General features: G+C 70.8%; 21 protein-coding genes. 3 read left to right on the forward strand and 18 right to left on the reverse strand.

All coding sequences use genetic code 11. The features are described from left to right. Window positions 1-15 precede the first annotated feature (15 nt). From ACTWPV_RS24020 to ACTWPV_RS24070, 11 genes are all read right to left on the reverse strand, one after another. Window positions 16-1,113, reverse strand: a complete 1,098-nt coding sequence (locus ACTWPV_RS24020) for an ABC transporter substrate-binding protein (RefSeq protein WP_443153495.1) — start codon at window positions 1,111-1,113, stop codon at window positions 16-18. A gap of 23 nt (window positions 1,114-1,136) precedes the next feature. Next, a complete protein-coding gene (locus ACTWPV_RS24025) occupies window positions 1,137-2,891 on the reverse strand; it encodes an ABC transporter permease (protein ID WP_443153496.1) in 1,755 nt (584 codons plus the stop codon). Further along, complete coding sequence (locus ACTWPV_RS24030) at window positions 2,891-3,970, reverse strand: ABC transporter ATP-binding protein (RefSeq protein ID WP_443153497.1); 1,080 nt, start codon at window positions 3,968-3,970, stop codon at window positions 2,891-2,893. Before ACTWPV_RS24030 ends, ACTWPV_RS24025 begins: the two co-directional genes overlap by 1 nt. Further along, window positions 3,967-4,605, reverse strand: coding sequence for a 4-carboxy-4-hydroxy-2-oxoadipate aldolase/oxaloacetate decarboxylase (locus ACTWPV_RS24035; protein WP_347647783.1), 639 nt, complete (start codon window positions 4,603-4,605; stop codon window positions 3,967-3,969). Before ACTWPV_RS24035 ends, ACTWPV_RS24030 begins: the two co-directional genes overlap by 4 nt. Further along, a complete protein-coding gene (locus ACTWPV_RS24040) occupies window positions 4,602-5,303 on the reverse strand; it encodes a PIG-L deacetylase family protein (protein WP_443153498.1) in 702 nt (233 codons plus the stop codon). Before ACTWPV_RS24040 ends, ACTWPV_RS24035 begins: the two co-directional genes overlap by 4 nt. 50 nt (window positions 5,304-5,353) lie before the next feature. Then, window positions 5,354-6,115 (reverse strand): NAD(P)-dependent oxidoreductase, encoded by a 762-nt coding sequence (locus ACTWPV_RS24045; protein WP_347647785.1) that lies wholly within the window; start codon window positions 6,113-6,115, stop codon window positions 5,354-5,356. 211 nt (window positions 6,116-6,326) lie between these two features. After that, window positions 6,327-7,112: an ABC transporter substrate-binding protein gene (locus tag ACTWPV_RS24050; RefSeq protein ID WP_443153499.1), complete on the reverse strand. Its 786-nt coding sequence runs from the start codon at window positions 7,110-7,112 to the stop codon at window positions 6,327-6,329. A gap of 8 nt (window positions 7,113-7,120) precedes the next feature. After that, a complete protein-coding gene (locus tag ACTWPV_RS24055; RefSeq protein ID WP_443153500.1) occupies window positions 7,121-7,954 on the reverse strand; it encodes an ABC transporter permease in 834 nt (277 codons plus the stop codon). Next, the gene (locus ACTWPV_RS24060) at window positions 7,951-8,718 is read right to left on the reverse strand and encodes an ABC transporter ATP-binding protein (protein WP_443153501.1); all 768 of its coding nucleotides are present in this window, start codon (window positions 8,716-8,718) and stop codon (window positions 7,951-7,953) included. The genes ACTWPV_RS24055 and ACTWPV_RS24060 overlap by 4 nt, the downstream gene beginning before the upstream one ends. Further along, complete coding sequence (locus ACTWPV_RS24065; RefSeq protein WP_443153502.1) at window positions 8,715-9,638, reverse strand: DUF6282 family protein; 924 nt, start codon at window positions 9,636-9,638, stop codon at window positions 8,715-8,717. Before ACTWPV_RS24065 ends, ACTWPV_RS24060 begins: the two co-directional genes overlap by 4 nt. Before the next feature lie 84 nt (window positions 9,639-9,722). Beyond that, window positions 9,723-10,448: a GntR family transcriptional regulator gene (locus ACTWPV_RS24070; protein ID WP_443153503.1), complete on the reverse strand. Its 726-nt coding sequence runs from the start codon at window positions 10,446-10,448 to the stop codon at window positions 9,723-9,725. A 647-nt stretch (window positions 10,449-11,095) separates the two neighbouring features. Between ACTWPV_RS24070 and ACTWPV_RS24075 the strand changes: the two genes are divergently transcribed. From ACTWPV_RS24075 to ACTWPV_RS24085, 3 genes are all read left to right on the forward strand, one after another. Then, window positions 11,096-13,231 (forward strand): PQQ-dependent sugar dehydrogenase, encoded by a 2,136-nt coding sequence (locus tag ACTWPV_RS24075; protein WP_443153504.1) that lies wholly within the window; start codon window positions 11,096-11,098, stop codon window positions 13,229-13,231. Between the two features lie 9 nt (window positions 13,232-13,240). Beyond that, on the forward strand, window positions 13,241-14,137 hold the full coding sequence (locus tag ACTWPV_RS24080) for a sugar phosphate isomerase/epimerase family protein (protein ID WP_443153505.1): 897 nt from the start codon (window positions 13,241-13,243) through the stop codon (window positions 14,135-14,137). Between the two features lie 177 nt (window positions 14,138-14,314). Then, window positions 14,315-14,545 carry a hypothetical protein gene (locus ACTWPV_RS24085; RefSeq protein WP_347647793.1) on the forward strand — a complete coding sequence of 77 codons (231 nt, stop codon included), beginning with the start codon at window positions 14,315-14,317 and terminating at the stop codon, window positions 14,543-14,545. 50 nt (window positions 14,546-14,595) lie between these two features. Here the strand turns inward: ACTWPV_RS24085 and ACTWPV_RS24090 are convergent, their stop codons facing one another. The 7 genes from ACTWPV_RS24090 to ACTWPV_RS24120 form a co-directional block, all read right to left on the reverse strand. Continuing rightward, complete coding sequence (locus ACTWPV_RS24090) at window positions 14,596-15,453, reverse strand: SPFH domain-containing protein (RefSeq protein WP_443153506.1); 858 nt, start codon at window positions 15,451-15,453, stop codon at window positions 14,596-14,598. Between the two features lie 90 nt (window positions 15,454-15,543). Beyond that, the gene (locus ACTWPV_RS24095) at window positions 15,544-16,476 is read right to left on the reverse strand and encodes a succinylglutamate desuccinylase/aspartoacylase family protein (protein ID WP_443153507.1); all 933 of its coding nucleotides are present in this window, start codon (window positions 16,474-16,476) and stop codon (window positions 15,544-15,546) included. Further along, complete coding sequence (locus ACTWPV_RS24100; protein ID WP_443153508.1) at window positions 16,473-18,179, reverse strand: ABC transporter permease subunit; 1,707 nt, start codon at window positions 18,177-18,179, stop codon at window positions 16,473-16,475. Before ACTWPV_RS24100 ends, ACTWPV_RS24095 begins: the two co-directional genes overlap by 4 nt. Window positions 18,180-18,192: 13 nt before the next feature. Next, entirely contained in the window at window positions 18,193-19,290 is a 1,098-nt protein-coding gene (locus tag ACTWPV_RS24105; RefSeq protein WP_347647799.1) for an ABC transporter substrate-binding protein, read from the reverse strand. A 15-nt stretch (window positions 19,291-19,305) separates the two neighbouring features. Beyond that, on the reverse strand, window positions 19,306-20,361 hold the full coding sequence (locus ACTWPV_RS24110) for an ABC transporter ATP-binding protein (RefSeq protein WP_443153509.1): 1,056 nt from the start codon (window positions 20,359-20,361) through the stop codon (window positions 19,306-19,308). Further along, the gene (locus ACTWPV_RS24115; protein WP_443153510.1) at window positions 20,358-21,665 is read right to left on the reverse strand and encodes an aspartate aminotransferase family protein; all 1,308 of its coding nucleotides are present in this window, start codon (window positions 21,663-21,665) and stop codon (window positions 20,358-20,360) included. The genes ACTWPV_RS24110 and ACTWPV_RS24115 overlap by 4 nt, the downstream gene beginning before the upstream one ends. Then, on the reverse strand, window positions 21,662-22,441 hold the full coding sequence (locus ACTWPV_RS24120; RefSeq protein WP_443153511.1) for an IclR family transcriptional regulator: 780 nt from the start codon (window positions 22,439-22,441) through the stop codon (window positions 21,662-21,664). The genes ACTWPV_RS24115 and ACTWPV_RS24120 overlap by 4 nt, the downstream gene beginning before the upstream one ends. Window positions 22,442-22,457 lie beyond the last annotated feature (16 nt).

A 22,457-nucleotide genomic window follows, 5' to 3' on the forward strand; every position in this document is an offset into this window, starting at 1 on the left:
ATGGCCACCGGTTCGTCAGCCGGTGTAGCCGAAGATCTGCCGCCACCGCTTCGCGTCCTCCTCGACGTGCTTCAGCGAGGTCTCGGCGTCCGTCCGGTAGAGCCAGCCGGAGTCGGCGGCGGGGAAGGTCTGGTCGCCGACCTTCGGGGTGCCGACGTCCGCGCGCACCGGATAGTCGCCCTGCTGCACAGCGATCTTCTGGGCGTCCTTGGACAGCAGCCAGGCGGAGAAGACCTTGGCGGCGTTCGGCGACGGCGCCTGCGCGCCCACGCCCGCGTAGAACGGATAGCCGGCCGCGCCCTCCTCCGGGACGGCGATCGTGAGCGGCGCCCCGTCGGCGATTGCCCCGACCCCCGTCGCCACCGGCATCGTCGACACGGACACCTCGCCGCGCGTCAGCGCGTCGGTCTGCCCCGCGGACGAGTCGAAGATCCGCGGCTTGTTGGCGGCGTACTTCTTCAGGAAGTCGTCGCCGATCTCGTCGATCTGGAACCGGGTGAGCGCGGCGGTGCTGCCGCCGGCTCCGACCTGGACGATCCCGAGCTTGCCCCGCCACTTCGGGTCCAGCAGGTCCGCCCAGTTCTTCGGCTCCTGGCCCTTGGGGACGACGGCGTTGTTGAACGCGAACGAGTAGACCCGGTCGAAGCTGGAGAAGTAGAGCCCGTCGTCCTTGATCGCGTCACCCGCCGCAGTCTTCACCGCGGCCTGCAGCGGGGTCTTCTGGAACGTTCCGGCCTTGGCGAGGGAGACGATGATGTCCTCCCCCGAGATGCGGATCACGTCGGCGCCGAGTTTCTTGGCTCCGACCTCCGAGAGCACGCGCTCGGCGAGCTTGTTCGGGGCCAGCCGGATGGTCTCGACCTCGATCCCGGTCGCCTCCGTGAAGGCGTCGGTGACGGCCTTCTCCGAGTGCTCGCTGCCGCCGGTGTAGAAGACCAGGGAGCCTTCCTCCTTGGCGGCCGAGAACAGCTGCTCGTCGGCGATCAGCTCGCCGCCGACCTCCAGCTTCGAGGCCTCGCCGGCGCTGCCGGCGGACCCGCCGCATCCGGCCAGCGCCAGGACCGCGGCGACGGCTGTCGCAAGGGCTCTGCGACCCGTACGGCCAGCTTTCATGACGTCTCCCTACGAAAGTTGAGCTATCTCTGCTCGCTGGCGCCGAAACGCCTGGACAAGATGGACAGGACGAGGATCACCAGGCAGTAGAGCAGGCTGGTGGCGGCCGCCCGCTGCAGGATCCCGTTGTCGAAGTCGTCGAAGATCACGATCGACAACAACCGCGTGTCCGACGTGAAGAGGAACAACGGCACCGTCAGCTCGCGCATCGACAACATGAGCAACAGCAGGAAGGTCGAGGTGAGACCGACCCGCAGCAGCGGCGCCGTGATGGTGGCGATCGCCCGGGTGCGGGAGGCGCCGTGCATCACGGCCGAGTCCTCCAGGTCGCGGTCGACCTGGCCGATCGACGAGGCGACCCCGCGGAACCCCTGCGGCATCTGCGCCGCGACGAACGCGATCACCATGACGGCGAGCGTCCCGTACACCGGGATCGGCATGATCAGCCACGTCCACAGCAGGCCCAGGCCGAGCACGATCGCCGGGATCGCCAGGGGCAACATGGACACGTACTCCAGCGGCTGGCGGCCCGGCAGCTTGGTGCGCTGCACCACGTACGCCACCGCGAACGCCAGGAGGGTGCCGAGCAGCGCCGCCGCGACCGACACCACGACGCTGTTGACCGTGGCCCGCTGGGCGATGCTGGAGTCGAGCACGTCGGTGAAGGCCTCGACGGTGAACGCGTCCGGCTTGCCGAACGCCCCGAGCACCGTGCCGATGTACGGCGAGTCGTGCAGCGCCACGAACAGCAGCGCGAGCACGGGAAGCACGGTCGACAGGACGAAGTAGCCGAGACCGGCCAGCAGCGCGGGCAGCCGCCAGCCGCCGAGGTCGATCCGGCGCGGCTTCATGCCCTTGCCCGAGACGGTGGTGAAGGTGCGCCTGGCCAGCATCCGCCGCTGCAGCGCGGTGACGACCAGCACGACGACGACCAGGGCGATCGCCACCGCGGCCGCCTCGTTGCCGCGCGACGGCGTCGAGTTCATCAGCCGGTAGATGTACGTGGGCAGCGTCTCCACGCCGGCGGCCCCGCCGATGATCTGCGACACCGGGAAGTTCTCGATGGTGAGCACGAAGATCAGCACGGCCGCGCCGAGGAACGCCGGGGTGACCAGCGGCAGGGTGACCCGGCGCAACACCTGGCCGAACGGCGCGCCGTGCACGTTGGCGGCCTCCTCCAGGTCGGGGTTCATCAGGCTCAGCGCCCCGTGGATCAGCAGGAACGCGTACGGCGCGTAGTAGAGCGCGAGCACCACCATCAGGCCGGCGATGTTGTTGATGTCGACGAACCCGGGCAGCCCGAGATCCCGCAGCGTGATGTTGGCCAGCCCGGCGTTCTCGCTGCCCAGCACCGACCACGCCAGCGCGCCCACGTAGGACGGCAGCAACATCGGCAGCAGGCCCACCAGGTAGAGGAATCCGCGCGCGTACACGTTGGTGCGGGCGGTGACGAAGGCCAGGAAGCCGCCGATGAGCAGGGCCAGCGCGGAGGCTCCGAGGCCCACGGCGAGCGAGTTGAGCGCCGCCTTGAAGGAGCCCGCGCTCGCCACGTTGACGAAGTTGTCGAGGGTCAGCCCGCTCAGGTCGAAGTTGCCGGGCCGTGGGGTGTCCGACGCGAACGCCGACAACACGATCAGCCCCACGGGCGCGAGGATCAGCAGGGCGAGCAGCGCGAACAGCACCGTGGGCAGCGACAGCTCCCGCAGCAGGCGGCGGGCGCGTCCCGGCAGCCCCGCCGGCAGGTTCCGTACGGGCCTCTCGGCGGTCTGTGACGTCATCACGCGGCCACTTCCGCGGGCAGCACCCGCATCGCGCGGGCCGGCAGCGACACGGTGACGGCGTCGTTCATGCCGAACGGCGGCCCGGCGGACTTCATCTGGACGGCGTCCAGCTCCAGCCCGTCGCCGACCCGGACGCGGTAGGCGACGGTGGAGCCCTGGAACGCGAAGCTGACGATCGTGCCCGGCAGCGCGTTGACGTCACCGGCGCCGCCCGCGGCGAGCAGGACGTCCTCGGCCCGGACGCAGAGCCGCAGGGTTCCGGCCGCCTCGTACGGCTCGACCTTCAGCTTCTGCCCGGTCGCCGTCAGCTGGACGCAGGTGGCGTCCTGCGGGGTGACGGGGATGACGTTGTCGACCCCGAGGAACTCCGCGATGGAGGCGCTCTTCGGGTTGGCGTAGATCTCGTGCGGCTCGCCGATCTGCACGATCTTGCCCGACTGCATGAGGGCGATCCGGTCGGCCAGGGCCAGCGCCTCGTCCTGGTCGTGCGTGACGTACAACGAGGTCAGTCTGAGCCGCAACTGCAGCTCGCGCAGCTCCATCCGGAGCCGGTGGCGCAGCCGGGCGTCCAGGTTGGACAGCGGCTCGTCGAGCAGCAGCACCGACGGCTGCATGGCGAGGCTGCGGGCCAGGGCGACCCGCTGCATCTGGCCGCCGGACAGCAGGCTGGCCCCGCGCTCGGCGAGGTGGTCGAGGCCGACGAGTTCGAGCGTCTCGTGGACGGCCTGGTCGATCTCCGCCTTCTTCCTGCCCTTCATCTTGAGCGGGAAGGCCACGTTCTCGAAGACGGTCATGTGCGGCCAGATGGCGTACGACTGGAACACCATGCCGACGTTGCGCTTGTTCGGCGCGCGGTTGATGCCCCTGCCGCTGTCGAAGACCGTCTGGTCGCCGATGGTGATGACGGCCGACGCCGGCGTCTCCAGGCCCGCGATGCAGCGCATGGTGCTGGTCTTCCCGCAGCCCGACTGGCCGAGGAGGACAAGGGACTCCCCCTCTTTCACCGTCAGGTCGAGGTCGGACACCGCGACCGCGTCGCCGTACTTCAGGGTGAGCCCGTGGACGTCGACCTTCATGGGGAGCCCTTCTCGTCGGCCGCGCGGAAGCCGTGCAGGTCGTAGGAGAGCCCGCCCGCGAGGTACTGCTCGCGCGCCTTGGCCTCCTTCGCCTCGCGGGCCTGGCCGGCCGCCACCACGTCGTCGATCCGCTCGGCGGCGACGACGGCCACGCCGTCGCCGTCCATGAGCACGGCGTCTCCCGGGCGGATCAGCGTGCCGCCGACGACGGCGGGCCGGTCGATCGCGCCGCGGTGCGCCTTGGCCGCGCCGCGCACCCGGATCCACCGGGCCCAGATCGGCAGGCCGAGCTCGCGCAGCGTGTCCGCGTCGCGCACCGAGGCGTTGATCAGCAGGCCCGCCGCACCCTGGGCCTTGAACTGGGTCGCGAGCAGGTCGCCGACCACCGCCACGGGCACCGGGTTGTCCATCGTGAGCACGACGACGTCGCCGGGACGGGTGCGGGCGGCGGCCTCGTGCACGGCGCGGTTGTCGGCCGGGCCGCACACCGCGATCCGCGCGGGGCCCGCGACGGCGGTGCCGGGAATCAGCTGGACGAAGTCCTCGTCGACCAGGCCCTGGCGGCCGGACGCCTCGTACACGGTCGCCACGCCGAGGCGGGCCAGCTCGTCGAACCTGTCGTCGCGCCCGCTCACAGCGCCCCCACCACGTTCGGGACGATCCGCTGGAACGCCTCCGCGTGCCGGATCGCCTTGTCGCCGGTGACCTTGCGGGCGTGGTTGGCCCGGTGCCCGGCGCGTTCGGTGTAGTACTGCTTCAGGTACGCCTGCGCGCTCATCGCGTCCATGGCCTTGGCCTTCGCCTCGAACACCTCGGTGATGTCCACGAACACCGTGGGGACGAACCCGCACAGGTCCGGCTGGTGCGGCTCGAACACCAGGAACTCCGACGGCGGCGCGGTGCGGAACCCCGCCTCGACGACCGCGCCGGAGGTGAGCAGCCGGGCCTGCGAGACCACCTGGTAGGCCACGGGGTGGTCGGGGTTGAACGGGTCCTTCTCCGGGTGGGTGAGGACGACGTGGGGGGCGTAGTCGCGCATCAGCTCGGCGAGCCTGTCGATGGCCTCGCCGCCCGCGCGCAGCGGGTAGTCGCCCAGGTCGAAGCACTCGTAGCTCGCATCGACGGCCTGCGCCGCCTCGGTGGCCTCGGCGTGCCGGATCCGCTTGACGTTCTCGACGGTCTGGCCGGGCTCCTTCCACAACTCGCCGGACTCGCCGCGCTCCCCGTACGAGAGCGTCACCACGCGGGCTTCGCCGCCGGCCAGGGTGTGCTTGGCGATGGCGCCCGCGGCGCGCCAGACGAAGTCCGCGCTGTGCGCTCCGACGACCAGCATTCTTCGTACGGTCATGTCTTGGACAGCCCTTTCGTGGTGGAGGGGGACGGTCAGTCCAGCAGTGAGGCGAGCCAGCTGCGGGAGGCTTCCATGACCCAGGAGGGCCGGCCGAGCTCCGCGAGGTAGCCTGCGGCGTCCTCGACCTCGTGCACCCGCCGGGCGGCGTGCACCTTGCTGCCCTCGACCAGCCGGTCGATCAGCTGGTCGACGTCGCCGGAGAGCTCGGCCACGATCTGTGCCCGCAGCCACTCCTGCTCGCCCGCGGCGACGGCGGCCGTCTCGCACTCCAGCATCAGCGCGGCCATGCCCTTCATGAAGACGCTGCGCAGCAGCTTCCTGGCGGCGGCCGCGCCCGCTCCGCCGGGGATGTTCTCCACGGGCACGGCGGCGGGCCGCACGAGGTCGGCGAACGTCCCGGCGCCGGTCCCGCTGGCCATCAGCGGGGTGCGCGCGCCCTGCCGGGGCACGGGCGCCAGCACCGCGACGTCGGCGAACCGGACGTCCTCGGCCGCGGCGAGCTCCGCCAGCGTGCGCTTCAGTGCCGGAGAACCGGTGTTGAGGTCGGCGTAGATAGCATGTTTCGGACAACCAGGAAGAGCCTGCCGGGCGACCGATTCCGCGGCGCGGGCGCCCACGAGGCTGAGGACTAGGTCGGCGCCGGCCACGGCCTCCTCCACGGAGGACACCTGCTCCACGTCGTCGCCGGCCTGCGCGTACGGATCGAAGCCCCGCACGTCGAAACCGGCCGCACGCAGGTCACGTGCGTAAATCCGACCGGCCTCGCCCAGTCCCAACATCGCGATCTTTGTCACGCCGGCTCCCGACCATCCTGTCGATGAAACAGTAGCCAGAATTGTTGACAATCTGATGGCCAATGTCAACCCTATTTCGGTCGAATGACCGGCGGATTTCCGGACCTGGTCGCGGGCATTCCCCCGAGCCGGGCCCCGGCTCATGGGCCCCGGCGTCTGCCGGCCGCCCCACCGGCCGCGACCCGCGATCTTGAAGTCCTGACGGCGGGCGTCAGGACCCGGCGATCCTCAGGCTCTCCGGGACGTTCTCCTCGTACGACGGGAACCGGTCGATCAGGCCGGTCTCGCGGTGGAACTCGACGGCGGTGTCGTAGGAGGCCCGGGCGAAACCGATCTCCTTCGGGATCTCCTCCTTGATGATCGCGGAGAGCGCCGCGAGCGCATCGGGATCGATGCCCTTGAGATATCCGGCCAGCAGCGGCTCGACCTGCGCGGGCTGCTCATGGATCAGGCGCTGCGCCCGGCCGACGGCCCGCTGGAAGGCCGCGACCTCCTCCGTCTTCTCCTCCAGGGCCGCCTGCGTGGTGAACACGACGCCATGGGCCACGTTCGACAACCGCGGCACGTCACCGCGGGCCGGCGAGATGTAGTTCCTGCCGATCCCCGCCGCCTGCGCCTGCTGGGCGATGGGCTGGAAGAAGGCAAGCGCGTCCACCCGGCCCGACTTGAGCGCGCCGAGCGCGGCCGAGGTGACGCCGCCCAGGTTGACGAGCTCCGCGTCGGTGTCCGTCCGCAGGCCGACGCGGGCGAACAGGTACGTGACCAGCGCCTCGGTGCCCAGCCGCGGGCGCTCGCCGAGGGTGACGCCCTCCTCTTCGAAGTAGCCCTTCCTCTCCGCGACGAAGAGCGGGAAGAACGCGACGGAGTTGCTGATCTGGCCGACGTTCAGCACGTTCGCCGGGGCGGTGGAGCCGCGCTCGGCGCAGCCGGTCACCGCCATCACGACGGCGACCAGCGCCGCCGTCAGCGGACGGCGCGAGCGAGTACGTCCTGCCATGAACGGGGTCATGTGCGGGCCTCCAACGGCTTCCATCTGCCGACCCACCGGTCGAACAGCCCCACGACGAGGTTGAGCAGCGCGGCGATCACGCTCAGCACGACGAGGGTGGCGAACACCCCGGCCGTGTCGAAGTTCGCCGCCGCGTCATTGATCAGGTAGCCGAGCCCTCGGTTGGAGGCCACCAGTTCCCCGATCACGGCGCCGATCAGCGCGTACGGCACCGCGACTTTCAGCCCGGTGAGCATGCCGGTCATGGACGACGGCAGGATCACCTTCGTCGCGATGTCGCGCTTGGTGCCGCCCATCAGGCGCACGGCGTCGATCAGCCCTCGGTCGACCTCGCGGACGCCCGCCGCCGTGTTCAGAAACACCAGGAAGAACACCGTGGCCGCGGCCAGCAGCACCTTCATGTTCGTGCCGATGCCGAACCAGACGATGAACAGCGGGGCGAGCGCGACCTTCGGGATCGAGTACAGCGCCATGACGAAGGGGTCGAGCACGCGGTACACCCGGGGCGCGGAGGCGAGCAGGAACCCCGCGAGCGCGCCCGCGGCCGAGCCCAGCACGAAGCCGAGCACGATCTCCTCCAGCGTCACCCAGGTGTTCGCCCACAGGACGCCGTCCTGGTGCCATTCGAGCAGCCGGGCCCCGATCGCGCTCGGCTTGCTGGTGAAGGTGATGTCGAACCACCGCTCGGCCGACCACTCCCAGACCGCCAGCAGCACCACGACCAGCGCCAGGCGGGTGAGCGCCACGGTGACTGTGCCGCCGCGCCGCTCCCACCAGCCGCGCTCGATCGGCACGGTCTCGGCCGCGGTGTTCGACAATGCGCTGCTCATGACCGGGCCCCCTCTGCCAGTGCGGCCGTCATCTCCTTGTGCAGGGCGACGAACGCGGGATCGACGCGCATCTCGTCGGCGGCGCGCGGCCGGGGAATGCCGATCTTCCGGTCGAGGACCACGCGGCCGAGCCGTCCCAGCACCACGACCCGGTCGCCCAGCAGCAGGGCCTCCTCGATGTCGTGCGTCACGAAGACCACCGTCTGCCCGCTGCCCTCCCACAACCGCAGCAGCTCCGCCTGCAGATCGGTGCGCAGCTGCGCGTCGAGCGCGCCGAACGGCTCGTCGAGCAGCAGCGTCTCCGGATCTCCCACCAGCATTCTGGCCAGGCTGACCCGGCGCCGCATGCCGCCGGACAACTCGCGCGGGTAGTGCCGCTCGAACCCCTGGAGCCCGACCCGTTTGATGAGCTCGGCGGCACGTTCGCGGCGGCGCGGCGCGGGCACCCCCTTGATCTCCATGACCATCTCGATGTTGCGCCGCACGTCCCGCCACGGCATGAGCGTGTCGCTCTGGGTGAGGTAGCCGATCTCGGGACGCGGCCGCAGGATCGGCTCGCCCCGGTAGGTGACCGTCCCCGAGGAGGGCGGGATGAGACCGGCGAGGAGGTTGAGCATCGTCGACTTGCCGCATCCGCTGCGGCCCAGGACGGTGACGAAGCCCGCCTCCTCGATCTCCAGCGTGAGGTCGCGCAGCGCCACGATGCCCAGGTCGTCCTTGACGAACTGCTTGGACAGCGACTCCAGCCGCAGGATCGCGCTCATGTGCCGCTCCCGGCCAGCCATCGGGAGTTGTCCACCGCCATGACGCGCACGTCCTCTTCGGTGAAGCCGTCCGCGAGCAGCCGGTCGGCGAGCAGCGCCAGGCCGTCCTCCACCGGGGGGTTGAACGGCTGGCCGAGGTCGCTGGAGAGCACCGAACGGCGAGGGCCGGCCGCGGCGATGGCGGCCAGCCACGCCTCCCAGGTGACCTTGCCGGTGTAGGGGGTGGTGAAGCAGCGTTCGAGCAGCGCGCCCTTGCCGGCCAGCCGCCGCTGCGCGTCGAGGGCCACCCGCTGCGAGGTGAACTCCGGGTGCGTGATGACGATGCGGCGTACGCCCTCCGCGACGGCCGCGTCCACCACCGTCTCGATCTCCGCCGCGTTGAGATGGCCGGTGGCCAGGGTCATGTCGTGCTTGGCGATCACCCGTAACACCTGGCGGGCCCGGTCGAGCACGGCGCCGTCCGCCGCCACGACGTCGACCGGGTCGGCCGCCATGCCCTCGGCTCTCAGCTCTTCCTGCAGCCGCGCCCACATCGGGGGCCTGGCGCCCTCGGGGTCGGCGGCGGTGCATGCGCGCTGGTTGGCGCTGTCCACGGTGGGCAACCAGACGACCTGGGCGCCGCCGCGCGCGGCCACCTCGACCGCGATCGGGTTCAGGCCGCCGACCGATCCGTTCATGGTGATCGCCCCGACCGCGCCGAACCCGGGGAAGGCGGCACGCACCACCGCGGCGCGCTCGGTCGTGGGGACGTAGTGGGATTTCAGGACATAACCGGCAAGGCCCACCTCGGCGAACCGTGGAGCGAGGGCCAGGTCGTCGATGCGCCGCGGCATCACGTCGGGCGCCACGTGGATGTGGATGTCGTACGCGCCGGCGACGATCTCGCGGGCGCGGCGGGAAGGTGTCGGGTGCTCGGCCACAACCGCCTCTTACTGTCGACCCGATGCTGCCGTGATTGTTAACAATCTGTGCGACAACCGTCAAGAGGCGGGCGGGCCGGGCGATTACCGCAACGATGTTCCCGCCGGTCGGGGATTCGTCGCCTTCAGGGCCTCGATCACGCTGGTGAGGTGGCGGCGGACCGCCCGCTCGGCCGCCCGGGCGTCACCGGCGCAGATCGCCTCGATGATCGCCAGATGCTCCGGCAGCGAGACGGCGGGGCGGCCGGGCTGGAGCGCCAGGCGGAACTGGTGGCGCACGCCCTGCGCGCGCAGCCGCTCCAGGACCCGCTCCGCGGCGCCCTGGCCGCTGAGGTCGCGGATCCGCCGGTGCAGCAGCTGGTTGGCCTCGGAGTAGCCGAGCACGTCGCCCATGGCCACGGCCGCCTCCATCCGGGCGCCGATCCCGCGCAGCTCCGCCGCGTCGGCGGCGGTCGCCCGCCCGGCCGCCTTGGCCGCGCACAGGCCCTCGACCACCATCCGCACCTCGGAGATCTCGATCGCCTCCTCCAGGGAGACGGTCCGCACCCGCGCGCCACGGTTCTGCACGCGCTCCACCAGCCCTTCGTTGGCCAGCTGGAGCAGCGCCGCGCGGACGGCGCTGCGGCCGGCGCCGAAGCGCGCGCTCAGGTCGGCCTCCACCAGGCGCTGGTCGGGCACGTATTCGCCCCTGACGATGGCATCGCGGATCTCGCCGAGCACGGCGTCCGCGTCGCTCTCCCCCCGCCGGGCGGGCACGGGCCCAGCCGGAGCCGCGGCACCGGCCCCGGACGCACCCAGGTCAGCCGACAAGTCCAGCTCCCCCCGTACCATCGCTCATCCGCTGAGATGTCAGCGATATTGTCACCAATCGTGCCCAGCAGCGTAACGGCTGACCGGGCAAGGGAAGCATCACCTTTCCGGTGGACGGGAGGGCGCGGCCGGCGCCCGCGCGTGCTCAGGCCGAGCGCCGGCGCCGTGCTCGGAGGTGCCCGCAGGCCGCGGCAAGCACTTAGTCCGATCGGAGGCGAAAGTGCTCCAGCCAACGAAATTGGGGCCTCCTTGGTCGGCGGAAGCCGGGTTACATTCACGGTGCTTCGCTCTCTCTTGACCCCCCGAGCAGACCGAAGGGAGAGGCGTGACTCCTCCGCTTCCTGAAGGGAGCGGCTTCTTGCTGAGCCGCTTCCGCAGCCTGGCGAAGGGCGAGCCCTGCCCTCGAGATGTTGACCGCCGCGTTCGCGTCGGCGTGCGCGGCCTGCCCGCACGCCGTACAGGCGAACCCGGCCCACCTCTCATCACGCTCGGTAACGACAACGTCACGATATCGGCTGGCGCCGACAAACAGGAAGGGCATCCGTGATGCGCGGACCCGACAGGTCAGGGCATGCTCGGGCCTTGGCGGCCCTCCCGCTCCCCATTCCCCCGTCGCCTCAGGGCGACGGCCCCCTCAGGAGGATCTGATGGGAACGAGAACCGTGATCGCGGCCATCGCTGCTGCGGCGATCCTCCTGCCGGCCGCCACCACCAACGCCGCCGCGACCGCCACCGTGCCGGCCGCTGCGCCGGCCTCCGGGACGTCCGGAGGCGCGGCCCCACCGCCCGACGACCAGTTCCAGAAGGTGACGCTGAACGACCATCCGGGCGAGCCCATGGACCTGGCGGTGTTACCGGACTCGCGGGTGCTGCACACCACCAGGAAGGGCGAGGTCTGGCTGCACGACCCCGAGACCGGCCTCAACACCCTGGCCGCGCGGCTCGACGTCTACCAGCACGACGAGGAGGGGCTGCAGAGCATCGCCCTCAGCCCTGGCTTCGGCCAGGGATCGAAGAAGGACGACTGGGTCTACCTCTACTACTCCCCGCCGCTCGACACCCCCGTCGACGACCCGGCCACCCCCGACGTCAACGAGGGCGACGCCCCGCTCACCGGCACGCCGGACGACTTCGCGCCCTTCAAGGGGCTGATCCGGCTGTCCCGATTCCGCCTCACCGGCGACACGATCGACCTGCGCACCGAGCAGCGCGTGCTGGACGTGCCGGTGGACCGCGGCATCTGCTGCCATGTCGGCGGCGACATCGTGTTCGACGCCCAGGGCAACCTCTACCTGTCGACCGGCGACGACACCAACCCGTTCTCCTCCGCCGGCTTCACCCCGATCGACGAGCGGCCCGACCGCAACCCCGCCTTCGACGCCCAGCGCAGCTCCGGCAACACCGACGACCTGCGGGGCAAGATCCTGCGCGTCAAGGTCCGCGCGGACGGCTCGTACACGATCCCGCGCGGCAACCTCTTCAAGCCCGGCACGCCGCGCACCCGGCCGGAGATCTACGCGATGGGCCTGCGCAACCCCTTCAGGATCGAGCTCAACCGCTCCACCGGGGACCTGTACGTGGGCGACTACTCCCCCGACGAGCAGGAGGCCGACCCCCAGCGCGGCCCGGCGGGCACGGGCAAGTGGACGACGATCCGCAAGGCCGGCAACTACGGCTGGCCGTACTGCGCGACGGCGCGGCTCCCGTACGTCGACTACGACTTCGCGACCGGCGCGTCCGGCGCGGCGTTCGACTGCGCCGCGCCCGTCAACGAGTCGCCGCACAACACCGGCAGGCGCGAGCTGCCGCCGGTCGTGCAGCCGCAGGTGTGGTACTCGTACGGCCCCTCGGCGGAGTTCCCGCAGCTGGGCACCGGCGGCATCGGCCCGATGGCGGGCCCGGCCTACGACTACGACCGGCGTGACACGCACGGACGCACGGCGGTGGGCTGGCCGAAGCACTACGACGGCGTCCCGCTGTTCTACGAGTGGACCCGCGACTACGTGAAGGCGTTCCACCGTGACGGGCGCATCGAGGACGTGCTGCCGTCGCTCGTCTTCGACAACCCGATGGACATGGAGTTCGGCCCCGACGGCGCCCTCTACGTGCTGGAGTACGGCGACGGCTACTTCCAGGAGAACGAGGACGCCCAGCTGGCGCGCTACGACTACATCGGCAACACCGGCAACCACACTCCCGTCCCCGCGGCCACGGCGTCGGTGACGGCCGGCCACGCGCCGCTCGCCGTCGCCTTCACCGCCGACGGCACCACCGACGCCGACGGCGACCGGCTCAGCTACGCGTGGGACTTCGACGCCGACGGGCGGGTCGACTCCCGCCGCGCAGAGGGGTCGTTCACGTACGAGGAGAACGGCCTGTACGAGGCCACGCTGAAGGTCACCGACCGGCACGGCAGGTCGGCGGCGACGTCGGTGCGGATCGTGGTGGGCAACGCCACGCCGGTCGTGGAGCTGGTCAGGCCCGTGGACGGCGACCCGTTCACGTTCGGCGACGTGGTCGAGTTCGAGGTGCGGGTCACCGATGACCAGGAGGTCGACTGCGCCGACGTGACCGTGGACTACATCCTCGGCCACGACGACCACGGCCATCCGCAGACGACGGCCCGCGGCTGCACCGGCTCCATCCAGACCACCGAGCCGAGCGGGCACGACCCGGAGACCGACGAACTGACCGGCGTCTTCGTCGCCACCTACACCGACCCCGGCGGCGATCTGCCGCCGCTGACCGGCACCGACAGGGTCGTGCTCCAGCCCACGCGATAGGAGATCCCCATGTGTTACGGCTACGGCCCCAGCAGGCGCTCGCTGCTGGCGGCGGGACTCGGGCTCGGGACGGCGGCCATCGCCGGCGCCGCCTCGCCCGCCGCCGCCACGCCGCCCCACCACCACCGCAAGCACCGCATCCCGCCGGGCCAGATCAGCATGCAGCTCTGGACGGTGCGCGACGACCTCGCCCAGGACTACGACGCCACGCTCACCTACCTGGCTGAGATCGGCTACCCCAAGGTCGAGCTGGCGCTGGGCTATTTCGGCCGTACGGCCAAGCAGCTGCGTGAGTTCCTCGACGGGATCGGCATCCGCTCCACCTCCAGCCACGACGACATCAGCGCCGACGACGCCGGGCTGGAAACCAAGATCGAGAACGCGCTGACGCTCGGCCAGTCGTTCATGGTCGTGCCCTACCTGAACTCCGACAGCGAGGACCAGTGGAAGGCCTGGGCCGAGCGCATGAACGTGGAGGCGGCCGCCGCGCGCAAGGCCGGGCTGCGCTACGGCTACCACAACCACGCCCACGAGTTCACCATCGACCTCGGGGGCGGCAGGACGCCCTGGGACGTGCTCACCTCAGAGCTCGATCCGCGCCTGGTCCACCTGGAGATCGACCTCTACTGGGCGGTCACCGGCGGCGTCGGGCGCGGCGAGCGCGATCCGGTGCGTTTCACGCTCGACGTGATCCGCCGGGCGCCGCAGCGGGTCCTGCAGTTCCACGTCAAGGACCGGCATCTCGACGGCGACATGGCCGACCTCGGCACCGGGACGATCGACTTCCGGCGGATCTTCGACAAGCACCGGGTGATCGAGTACATCGTCGAGAACGACACCCCCGACGTGACGCCCCGGCGTACGGCGGAGGTCGGGTACCGCTACCTGCGGAAGGTGCGGTTCTAGGGCGTCCGGGCCTTTCACCGGGCCGGCTGGGGGGCCGCCCGGCGGCGGCCCGGCGTCGGTCCTGCGTCGGCCCGGTGACGGCCACCGCGTGGCCGAGCCGCCGCTCGCCACCGCCTGCACGAGGGCCTTTCCGGCCAAGACCGAGATATATCCGCCTGAACAGCGCATACTGTATTAATGACGTCAAACCGATCCGCACCTCGGCGACGCCTTCCCGGGAGCCCGTTCAACGTCCCCGAAGTCGCCCCGCCCCCGCTCGAGAGCTTCGTCCTGCAGGACATGGTGAGCCATGACACCTACGGCCTCGGTTCGGTCGTCGGGGTCGAGGAAGGCGTCGCCGTCCTCGTCGACTTCGGCGCCCAGACCCGCCGCATCGCCGCGCCGTACCCCAAGCTCTTCAAGCTCTGAGGCACAGGCTCGCCTGACCTGGCGGGCGGGCGCGGACCGGGGGTGGCCGCTCAGTTCGCCTTCCGCCCCTGGTTCGGCGTGACGTTGATCTGGCCGCTGTCGGAGACGATGATCTGGATGCGCCCGTCCTTGACGGCCTGCCACATGACCGCGCCCTGCGCGCCGAGCACGTCCTTCAGCGCCTTGATGGCCTCCAGTTCGGTGCGCGCCTTCTCGTTCTTCGCCTTCTGCGCCGTGTTCTCCTCCTGAGCCTGCTGGACGGCGGCCATCGCCTCGCGCACCTTCAGCGGCGGCTGCGGCTGCTGCAGCGTGACCGAGAACTTGTCGAAGAAGGCGGTGCCGCCCTGCTCGCGCAGGAACTGCCCCATGTACTCGGCGACCTTCGCCTCCCACTGCTGCTTGGCCTGCGGGTCGCGGTAGGTCAGCTCGCGCCAGGCGAACTCCTTGCTGGCCGCGTCGAGGGCCCGGTCGAGCGGCTGCCCGATGTAGACGCTGAGCAGTTTGTCCCAGCCCTCGTCGGTGTCGGCGTCGTACTTCAGCCCGATCTGCTCGTGAAACTGCCGCAACGTCTTGCAGTCGCTGGTGAGCGAGAACGTGACGACGCCGGACACCCGCATCTCCAGCGGGTCCTTGGTCCACATCGTCAGCGGCCCGGACTCGGCCCCCGGCTTCGTCTTCTCCCCTTCCGGATCATTGGGGTCGGCGGCGAACTCGAACGTGCGCTGGCCGGCCGGATAGACGTAACCCTGGTCTCCCGGGCCGGACACGTCGCGCACGCCCGGCTCGACGCAGTTCTGGAACGTGGTGTCGGAGAAGATGCCCGCGTCGTAGACGATGCCTTTCTGGTCGGGCTCGGGGGTGGTGATCGAGCAACCGGCGACCAGAAAGGCGGCGGCTAACGATGTCATGACGATGGTGTGCCTCATACCCGATGACGGTAGTACGCATCACGGCGACGCTGCGTGACGCTTCGGCATCCCTCCACGCGTCCCGGTCGCTCAGCCCGGGTCGGCCGGCTTGGCGGTGGCCCCGTCGGCGACCATGAAGCCGTAGTCGCCGGGCGCGACGTTGGTCAGGTGCTCGCGGCCGAGGACCAGGATGCTCGGCTCGTACGGCGCGGTGATCACTTCGAGCTCCTCGGACGTGTACGGGCTGACGACCTTGGCCAGCACCGTGCCCTTGGGGACGCGCTCGCCCAGGCGTGCGGCGCCGAAGTCCGACAGCACGGTGCCGCCGACGGTGGGCCTGAGCGTGGTCAGCGTGTCCACGACCACCTGGTCCTCCGGCGGCGCCACCGGGTCGCCCGGCAGCATGCCGATGGCGCGCAGGACGTTCAGCGTGCCGTCGACGCCCCGCCTCAGGTAGTGCTCGATGCGCTGGCCGCCGCCGCCGAGCTCGCTGACCATGCAGCGCACGCCCTTCTCCAGCGCCCAGCCGGTGGCCGACCCGCCGTAGGGGTGGCCGCGGTAGAGCACGGACGTGCCGTACGCGCGCGACATCTCGGCGCCGGCGTCGTGCAGGTAGGCGTACTCGACGGTGGCGAAGTTGCCGCCCGAGTGGAAGTCGATGAAGTAGTCGGCGCCCTCCAGGATCCCGGAGAGCACGGCGGCCAGCTGCTCGGTGACGCTGCCGCCCCTGTCGCCGGGGAAGATGCGGTTGAGGTTGACGCCGTCGAGCGGCGTGTTGCGGGTCAGCGCCTGGTGGGCGTACGGGTTGGCCACGGGGACCGCGACGACGGTGCCGCTGAGATGGGCGGGGTCGATGGCATCCAGGAGGCGGCGGACCGTCTCCGATCCCATCGGCTCGTCGCCGTGGATGCCGCCGAACATCACCATGCGCGGGCCGTCGGAGGCGCCTCGCAGGGTGTGCACGGTCAGCTCCAGGCGGTGGCCACTGGCCAGGGTGGTCACCGGGATCTGTTCGACGGTCATGCGGAGGTTCCTTCCTTCACTTTCTCTACGGGTTCTTCTGGGGAGGTGGTCAGCGAGGAGAACACGCCGGAGCGGGCCAGCAGCACCGCGACGGTCGCGGCGACGGCCAGGGCGGCGACGATGAGCAGGGTGGAGAGCGCGGCCAGCGTCGGGTCCTGAAATTTCTGCATGTAGACGAACATCCAGACCGGCAGCGTGTTCTGGTCGGGCGAGAGCAGGAAGACCGTCATGTCGACCTCGTCGAAGCTCACCACGAACGCGAACAGCGCGGCCGCGATCAGCGCGGGCCTGACCTGCGGCAGCGTGGCCAGCCGGAAGGCCCGCAGCGGCGCGGCCCCCAGGTCCTTGGCGGCCGCGTCGAGGGTGGCGTCGGCCCGCATCAGCGCCGCCGTCACCACGATGACGACGAACGGCAGCACGATCACGGTGTGCGTCACGACCAGGCCGGCCACCCCGCCGAACAGGCCCAGCCGGTGCAGGTAGATGAACCCGGCGAAGCCGAAGGCCACCTTGGGCACGACGGTGGGCGAGAGCACGAACGACTGCAGCGGCCCGCGCCCCGGCATGCGGTGCCGGACCAGCGCCACCGCGACGGCCGTGCCGATGACCATGGCGAGGACGGTGGCCGCGATCGCCACCTCCAGGCTCAGCAGGGTCGCCGCGCCCAGCCCTTCCTGCTCGAAGAGGTTGGCGTACCACTTGGCCGACAGCCCCGGCGGCGGCCACGTGCCGTACGAGACGGACGAGAACGAGTTGATGACGATGATGACCAGCGGCAGCAGCACGTAGGTGTAGACGATCGCGAGCCACACGCTCCAGCCGCGCGCTCCGGTGGAGGCCGCGCCCGCCGCCGTCACCCCGCCCTGCTCGGCCCGCCCGCTGCGCCGCTGCAGCCAGCCGAAGACGCCCAGCGCGACGACGGCCAGCGCGAGCAGCGCGTACGACGACACCGCCGCGAGCGGCCAGTCGACGTTGTTGACGTTGTCGTAGATCTCGGTGGCCAGCACGTTCACCCGCCCGCCGCCGAGCAGGCTGGGCGTGGCGAACGAGCTGATCGACAGCGCGAACACCAGCTGTGCCCCGCCGATCAGGCCGGGCATGGTCAGCGGCAGCGTGACCTTGACGAAGCGCAGGAACGCGCCCGCGCCGAGGTCGCCCGCCGCCTCCCCGAACGCCGGGTCGAGCTGCCCGAGCGACTGGGTGATCGGGAAGACCATGAACGGCAGCAGGATGTGCACCAGCGCGATCACCACGGACGAGCGCTCGTAGAGCAGCTCCACGGGGCCGAGCCCCGCCGGTTCGAGCAGGCTGTTGAGCACCCCGCTGTCGCCCAGGATCAGCTCCCAGCCGTAGGTGCGGGACACCACGCTGGTCAGCAGCGGGGCGAAGATGATGAACAGGCCCACGTAACGCCACCGCGACCGCCGCACCCGGTGCAGGGCGTAGGCCGTGGGATAGCCGACCACCGCGGCGGCGACCGTGGTGATCAGGCCGAGCACCACGGTCTCCCTGACGATCTGCCAGTGGTAGCCGCCCGTCAGGAACGTCTGCCAGGTGGCCGTGGTGTGCGCGATGTCGGTGCCGTCGGGCAGATACTGGTGGAAGCTGTATTCGAGCAGGGTGAGCATGGCCCCTGCGAACACACCGGCCAGCAGGACGACGCTGGGCGCCGCCAGCAGGTAGGCCGTGCGATGTCTGCGCATGTCCCCGGGCCTCTCAGATGCGCGAGGCGACGTCGGTTTCCCAGCGTTTCTGCCACTCGGCGTTGTTGCGTCCCACGATGCCGTAGTCGATCTGCTGGAACCCGTCGCTGGTCGCCTTGCTGAAAGCGGGCAGCCCGGCCAGGTTCTCGGGCAGCTCGGCCTTGGTGTTGGCGGGCACCTCGACGCTCGTCTCCGCCCAGCGGGCACACCACTTGGGCGAGAGCATCTCGTTGATGATGTCGTGGATGGCCTCGAGCTGGCTCTGCGACTGGCCCGCGACGGCCTGGAGGTTGACCGGCAGCGGGATCGCGCCCTCCTTGGGCACGACGTACGCCAGCGGGGCGCCGGAGTTGATCCACTGCTGCCCGGTGCCGGCGAAGTAGGCGGTCAGCGGCGCGGTGCCGTTGCTGAGCACGTTGAGGTACTGCGGGTTCGACTCGACCAGCAGCCGGATCTGCCCGGCCTCGCGCTTCCACAACTCCCAGCCGGGCTCCATGTTCTCCAGGCCGCCGCCGTTGAGCTTGGCGGCCATGTAGACGGCGTACCAGGGGAAGGAGAAGAACGCGACCTTTCCCTGGTGGGCGTGGTTCCACAGGTCGGCCCACGAGCCGGGGGCCCGCGCGATCTCCTGCTTGTTGTAGAGCAGGCCGAGCTGGTCGATGCCGATGCCGATCCCGATGCCGTCGTCGTAGCGGAACCGCTCGTCGATGTCGGCGGCGTTGCTCATCGCCGCGTAGTCGAGCTTGGTGAACATCTTGTCGTCGGCGCCCTGGACGGAGGTCTGGGCGTTGAAGAAGCCGAAGTTGACCAGCGGCCGGTCGGGGGCGGCCTTCTTCTGGGCCAGCATCTTGGTGTAGCCGACGGAGTTCGACTGCTCGTAGATCTTGAGCTCGACGTTCTTGTGGGAGGCCATGTACTCCTTGGCGAACTCCTTGGGCATCTTGCCGAGGTCGCCGCCCAGGAAGGCGAACATGGTCAGGGTGAGCTTGCCGCCCTTCGACGCGGACGGCGCGGCGGACTGGGGGGACACGCTGCCGCAGGCCGTGGCGAGCGCCAGGCCCGCCGTTCCGGCCGCGGTACCGAGAAACCGGCGTCGCGAGATATCCGTCATTTCGATCTAACTCCCTCAGTGGTCGAGGACGACACCGGCGTCCACGTCCCAGCCGGTCTCGACCTCGTCGCCGACCGTCAGGGTGGATCCGGCTTCTTCGCGCCGTTCGGAGATCACCAGGACCCCGGAGGCCAGGCGTACGTGGTAACGCGTGCTCGCACCCTGGAAGATCACGTCATCCAGGCGGCCGTGATAGCGGTTGGCGCAGGTCAAGCCCTTGCCGACGGCGACGTGCTCGGGCCGTACGGACACCGCGCGGCCGGGCCTGGCCACCTTGACGCCGATGCCCTCCGACTCCAGCAGGCCGCCCTCGTACACGCCCTCGAACAAGTTCGTGTCGCCGAGGAAGGTGGCGGTGAACGTGGTGGCCGGCGACCGGTAGAGCTCGGCCGGCGGGCCGATCTGCTCGATGCGGCCCTCGTTCATCACCGCCATGCGGTCCGACATCGTCAGCGCCTCCACCTGGTCGTGGGTGACGTAGACGAACGTGGTGCCCGAGTCGTGCTGGATCCTTTTGAGCGCCTGCTGCATCTGCACCCGCAGCCGCAGGTCGAGCGCGCCCAGCGGCTCGTCGAGCAGCAGCACGGCCGGCTCGTTGGCCAGCGCGCGGGCGATGGCCACCCGCTGCTGCTGGCCGCCCGACAGCTGGGCCGGGTAGCGCTTGCCGTACCCGGCCAGGTCCACCAGGTCCAGCATCGAGCCGACGATCTCGGCCACCTGCCTGGCCGGCCTGCGCCGCAGTTTCGGCCCGAACGCGATGTTGTCGGCCACGGTCAGGTGCGGGAACAGGGCCAGGCGCTGGAAGACCATGTTCGTGGGGCGCCGGTGCGCGGGACGGCCCCGCATCGGCTCGCCCCGGATCAGCACCTCGCCCGAGGTGGGCTCCTCCAGCCCCGCCAGGATGCGCAACGTCGTGCTCTTGCCGCAGCCCGAGGGGCCCAGCATGGAGAAGAACTCCCCTTTGGCCACGGTGAAGTCGACCTGCTCGACGCCTCTGGCGCCGTTGTCGTAGACCTTGCGGATGCCGCGGAGCTCGGCATCGGGCCCGCTGCTGGTCGCGGCACCGGTCATGTCGTCCTCCTCCTCATCTCCGCGAACGCCTCCTCGGCCGCCTTCAGCAGGGCGGCGACGTCGGCCTCCGTGTGCGCGGTGGACAGCGCCGCGTGCAGCAGCGGCTTGGCCGGGAGCAGGACGCGGTGCTCGCGCGCGACGCGGTGCAGGATCGCGTAGCGGGCCGGGTCGCTGACCATGGCCGTGCGGTAGCCGGTGACCGGCTCCGACAGGAAGTACGGCTGGAAGTGGCCGCCCCCGCCCGCGACCACGGCCGGGATGCCGTACGTGCGCGACAACTCGGCGAAGCCGTCCCGCACCAGGCCGCCGAGCCGGTCGAGGCGGGCCTGGGCCGAGCCGTCGGCCAGCAGCGGCAGGGTCGCCGCGGCCGCGGCCACCGCCGAGCCGTGCCCGTTGTAGGTGCCGACCCAGCCGACCGGGCCGCCGCTCGACGGGTCGGTGGCGGCCAGCAGGTCCACGCGGCCCTCGACCGCCGCCAGCGGGTAACCGTTGGAGATGGCCTTGCCGTACGTGGTCAGGTCGGGGGTGATGCCGTAGACCTGGCGGGCGCCGCCCGGCGCCAGGCGGAAGCCCGTGAGCAGCTCGTCGAAGATGAGCACGATGCCCAGCTCGGCGGTGAGGTCGCGGAGCAGCCGCAGGTATTCGCCGGTCGCCGGGATGAAACCGATGTCGATGAGCACGGGCTCCACGACCACGGCGGCCAGGTCGGAGGCGTGCTCGCGCAGCAGCCGCTCGGTGGCGGCCGCGTCGTTCCACGGAAGCACCACGGTGCCCTGCGCCGAGCGCGACAGGCCGGCGGAGCTGGGGGGCGCGGCCGGCCGGTCGGCGGGCCCGACCTGGTCGGGGGCGGGCCAGGTCGACACCCAGAGCGGGTCGAACCAGCCGTGGTAGGCGCCTTCGGCCTTGGCCACCCGCTCCCTGCCGGTGTGGTGGCGGGCGATCGTGAGCGCGTGCATCAGCGCCTCGGTGCCGGTGTTGGCGAACCTGACCCGACCGAAATCCGGGATCATCCCGGCGAGCAGCTCCACCGCGGTCACCGCGGCCTCGGTCTCCACGCCGGTGGTCAGCCCGCGGCTCACCGCGCCGGCGACGGCGGCGTCCACCTCGGGGCGGGCGTGGCCGAGCATCACCGAGGCGTTGCCCATGGTGCAGTCGAGGTAACGCTCGCCCTCGACGTCCCACAGGTACGCGCCCTCGGCACGGTGGAAATAGACGGGATGCGGCGCCTGGAAGCGGGTGTTGGAATGCACCCCGCCGGGGACGTACCGGCTCGCGCGCTCGTAGAGGGTCTGCGACGTGCTCAATTGTTTCTCCTGATCTCCAGGGACAGCCGTTTGACCTCGGCCAGCAGCGCGGGCACGCAGGCGTTGGCGTTCTCGCGCGTGAAGCGCGCCGCGGGCCCGGCGATCGAGATGCCGCCCACCGCGTGCCCCGACCGGTCGAGAATCGCGGCGGCGCGACAGCGCAGGCCGACCGCGTAGCTCTCCTCATCGACGGCGAACCCCTCCCGGCGGGCGGTGGCGAGTTCGGCCTCCGTCTCGCGCAGCGCCTGCTCGGCCCGGTCGCCGACGGCGGTGCGGAGGACCTCCAGCCGCCGCTGCGCCGGCAACATCGCCAGGACGGCCTTGCCCATGGCCGAGGTGTGCGGGTTGAGCACGTCACCGACGCGCGCCACGGCCCGCAGCGAGTGCGCGGGCTCTTTCCGCGCCACCAGCACGATCTCGTCGCCCACCAGCAGCCCCGCGCTCGCGCTCTCGCCGGTCTGCTCGGCCAGGGCCTCCACGGAGGCCTTCAGCCGGTCGGCGGCGTGCATCTGGTCGAGCGTGCGCACCGACAGGTGCAGCAGCCTGGGCCCCGCGGCGTAGCCGGACCTGTCCAGCTGCACCAGGAATCCGCGCTCGACGAGCAGCGCGACCAGCCTCGACGCGGTCGATGGCGGTACGCCCGCCGCCGCGGCGATCTCGCCCAGTTGCAGGGGGGCGCGGTCGTGGGTGACCGCGACGTCCAGGACGTCGAGCAACCGGGCGAGGTAGCTGGTGCGGGATTCGCTTCCACTCAGTGGAACTGTCTTTGCGTTCATTGGGAGGCCAACTTAG

The organism is Nonomuraea sp. KM88 (genome assembly GCF_052245635.1).
In the GTDB taxonomy this organism is placed as follows: Bacteria; Actinomycetota; Actinomycetes; order Streptosporangiales; family Streptosporangiaceae; genus Nonomuraea.